Annotated in this window: 4 protein-coding genes and 1 pseudogene; 2 read left to right on the top strand and 3 right to left on the bottom strand. The window is 73.2% G+C overall.

Annotated features, from left to right (window positions below; genetic code table 11):
• Both BKE38_RS32685 and BKE38_RS29910 read left to right on the top strand, forming a co-directional pair.
• A pseudogene (locus BKE38_RS32685) lies at positions 1-342 on the top strand (hypothetical protein); the annotation flags it as partial.
• A gap of 76 nt (positions 343-418) precedes the next feature.
• On the top strand, positions 419-1,309 hold the full coding sequence (locus BKE38_RS29910) for a PPK2 family polyphosphate kinase (protein ID WP_076960698.1): 891 nt from the start codon (positions 419-421) through the stop codon (positions 1,307-1,309).
• 71 nt (positions 1,310-1,380) lie between these two features.
• On the opposite strand, the gene BKE38_RS29905 is transcribed toward BKE38_RS29910, so the two are convergent.
• The 3 genes from BKE38_RS29905 to BKE38_RS29895 form a co-directional block, all read right to left on the bottom strand.
• Positions 1,381-1,659: a CsbD family protein gene (locus BKE38_RS29905; protein ID WP_106409338.1), complete on the bottom strand. Its 279-nt coding sequence runs from the start codon at positions 1,657-1,659 to the stop codon at positions 1,381-1,383.
• 11 nt (positions 1,660-1,670) lie between these two features.
• Positions 1,671-1,853 (bottom strand): CsbD family protein, encoded by a 183-nt coding sequence (locus BKE38_RS29900; protein WP_076960697.1) that lies wholly within the window; start codon positions 1,851-1,853, stop codon positions 1,671-1,673.
• A 136-nt stretch (positions 1,854-1,989) separates the two neighbouring features.
• Positions 1,990-2,736 (bottom strand): 3-deoxy-manno-octulosonate cytidylyltransferase, encoded by a 747-nt coding sequence (locus BKE38_RS29895; RefSeq protein WP_076960696.1) that lies wholly within the window; start codon positions 2,734-2,736, stop codon positions 1,990-1,992.
• Positions 2,737-2,859: the final 123 nt, after the last annotated feature.

Here is a 2,859-nt window from a genome sequence, read left to right as displayed (position 1 = left end):
GGCCGGCCTTCCGCCGCGCCGCCGGCGCCAGTGAACCCGCCGCCGGCACCGCCGCGCCCGGCGCCGGCGCCACCGCCGGCCGAGACGCCGAAGCCCGCGCCGCCGCCGGCCGAGGCGCCGCGCGAACGCCCGGCGGCGCCGCAGCCGGGACTTCAGCCGGTGCCCCAGCCGGTACCCCAGCCGGCGCCGCAAACCCCGGGCAACGCCGCCCCGGGCAGCAGCGCGCCCGCCGTGGTGCCGCCGGGGACGCCGCCAGTGGCGCCGCCAGTGGCACCGACAGTGGCGCCCCCTGTCACGCCGCCGGCCGAGAACCCGGCGCCGGCCCCGGCCAAGCCGGAGTGATCGCGGGCGGGGCGGCGCAACCCGCCGCCCCGCCCCGCGTCACCCCCGGATGAGCAGCGACAAGGAGAGCCCTGAGATGGCGCGTGCGATTGCCCGGCGTCTGGCGGCGGGATGCCGCGTCACCGAGGGCGGCGGCTTCCGCCTGGCCAGGCATTCCACCCGCGGCCCGAAAGAGGTGCCGACGCGGGAGGAGGCGGAGGGGCTGCTGCGCCAGGGCGTGGAAAAGCTCGCCGAGCTGCAGGGCCGGCTGTCGGCGCAGGACCGGCACGGGGTCTTCGTCATCTTCCAGGCGATGGACGCGGCCGGCAAGGATGGCGCCATCAAGCATGTCTTCTCCGGGCTGAACCCGCAGGGCTGCTCGGTGCATGCCTTCAAGGCGCCGGGACCGGAGGAGCTCGACCAGGACTTCCTGCGCCGCCACATCGCGCGGCTGCCGGCGCGCGGCGAGATCGGCATCCACAACCGCTCCTGGTACGAGGAGGTGCTGATCGCCCGCGTGCATGATAGCGTGCTGGCCCGCCAGCGCCTGCCGGAGGAGGTGGTCGGGCCGAAGATCTGGGAGCAGCGCCTCGAGGATATTGCTTCCTTCGAGCGCTACCTGGCCCGCCAGGGCTATGTGGTGCTGAAGTTCTTCCTGCATCTCAGCCGCGAGGAGCAGCGCAAGCGCTTCCTGGCCCGCATCGAGGAACCGGCGAAGAACTGGAAGCTGGATGCCGGCGACCTGGCCGAGCGGCCTTACTGGGACGCCTATCAGCAGGCCTACGAGGCGGCGATCCGGGCGACGGCCGCGCCGCATGCGCCCTGGTACGTGGTGCCGGCCGACCGCAAGTGGCTGACCCGGCTGCTGGTCGTCGAGGCGGTGGTGGAGGCGCTGGAGGCGATCGACCCGCGCTATCCGACGCTGGATGCCGCGGGGCAGGAGCGGCTGCGCCAGGCGGCCGCGACGCTGGCGGCCGAGAAGGGCTGAGGTCCAAAAGAAAACCGCGGGACCCGGAGGGTCCCGCGGCGGAACGTCTGCGTTGGCAGCGGAAGGCCGGCTCAGCGCCGCGCCGTCAGCAGCCCCAGCACGTAGCCGATGGCGCCCACCACCAGCAGCGAGGTCACCGGCTGCTGCTCGACGACGCGGACCACGCGCTCGCCGGCATGCTGGGCGTATTCGCGCGCCTCGCCATAGGCCTGCTGCGCCTTGCCGCTGACCTGACGGGCCAGGCCCTCGGCGCGCTGGTCGTCATCGTTGGTGAAGCGGCCGAGGCCTTCCTGCGCCTGGCCGACCACCGTGCGGGCGGTGCCTTCGACCGTGTCGGTGTTGATCGCCATCGCCGGGCTCCTCAGTGCTTGACCGCGTCCCGCGCGGCATCCTTGACCTTGCCGGCGGTGGCCTGGGTCTTGCCCTCGACCTTGTCGGCCTTGCCCTCGAGCTCGGTGCTGGTGCTGCCGGTCACCTTGCCCACGGCTTCCTTGATCGCGCCCTTGGCCTGCTTGGCGGCGCCCTCAATGCGGTCCTTGTCCATGTGTCCCTGCCTTTCATCCTCGGCGGGCGGGATCGCCCGTCCGGGCCGCCGCGTCTCGCGACGGTCTTGCAGGGAAAACGCCTTTTCTTAGCTTAGGTTGCCTTGGCATCGGTTCCCCGTGCCAAGGCGTGGCCGCTCAATGCGCGGCGGCAACCTTGTTGGCCAGCATGACGCGGGCGCGCTCCAGATCCTCCGGCGTGTCGACGCCGAGGGGAACTTCCGCCACCTCCATGGCGTCGATGCGCATGCCGGCTTCGAGCGCGCGCAGCTGCTCCAGCTTCTCGCGCTGCTCGAGCGGCGAGGGCGGCATGGCGACGAAGCGGGCCAGCGCCGTGGTCCGCCAGGCGTAGAGGCCGATATGGTGGTAGAGCGGGCCCTCGCCCCAGGGGGCCTGGGCGCGGGTGAAGTAGAGGGCGCGGAAGCGGCCGCCGCCGAGCGGGGTGCCGACCATCTTCACGACGGAGCTGGCCTCGCGCTCCTCGGCGCGCAGGATCGGGGCGACGGCGGTGCCGATGGCGACCTCGGCATCGGCCAGGGGCGCGGCGGCGGCGCGGATGGTCGCCGGCGTCACCGTCGGCAGGTCGCCCTGGACGTTGATGACCACATCATAGTTGTGGTCGGGGTCGATCCTGCCCAGCGCCTCGAAGACCCGGTCGGAGCCCGAGGGGTGGTCGGGCTGGGTCAGCACCGCCTGGCCGCCGACGGCGCGCACCGCCTCCGCGATGGCGGGCGTGTCGGTGGCGATCCAGACGGGCGCGATGTCGGCCTCCATGGCGCGGCGCCAGACGGCGACGATCATCGGCTCGCCATGGATATCGGCCAGCGGCTTGTTGGGCAGCCGGGTGGCGGCGAGGCGCGAGGGGATCAGCAGGACAGGCTTCATGCCGCGACCTCGCCCAGTGCCGCGGCGCCCTGGGCCGAGGCCTGGCCCTTCACCAGCTTGTCGAGCGCCACCAGGTCGCGCAGCAGCCCTTCGAACTCGCGCAGCGGCACCATGTTGGGGCCG

It is taken from the genome of Teichococcus deserti (genome assembly GCF_001982615.1).
Classification (GTDB): Bacteria; Pseudomonadota; Alphaproteobacteria; order Acetobacterales; family Acetobacteraceae; genus Pseudoroseomonas; species Pseudoroseomonas deserti.
This window is presented reverse-complemented; position numbering and strand designations above follow the sequence as displayed.

Bases quoted from the DNA above. Each gene is read 5' to 3' on its own strand.
- BKE38_RS29895 (WP_076960696.1), bottom strand. From the start codon at position 2,736: ATGAAGCCTGTCCTGCTGATCCCCTCGCGCCTCGCCGCCACCCGGCTG.
- BKE38_RS29910 (WP_076960698.1), top strand. From the start codon at position 419: ATGGCGCGTGCGATTGCCCGGCGTCTGGCGGCGGGATGCCGCGTCACC.
- BKE38_RS29905 (WP_106409338.1), bottom strand. From the start codon at position 1,659: ATGGCGATCAACACCGACACGGTCGAAGGCACCGCCCGCACGGTGGTC.
- BKE38_RS29900 (WP_076960697.1), bottom strand. From the start codon at position 1,853: ATGGACAAGGACCGCATTGAGGGCGCCGCCAAGCAGGCCAAGGGCGCG.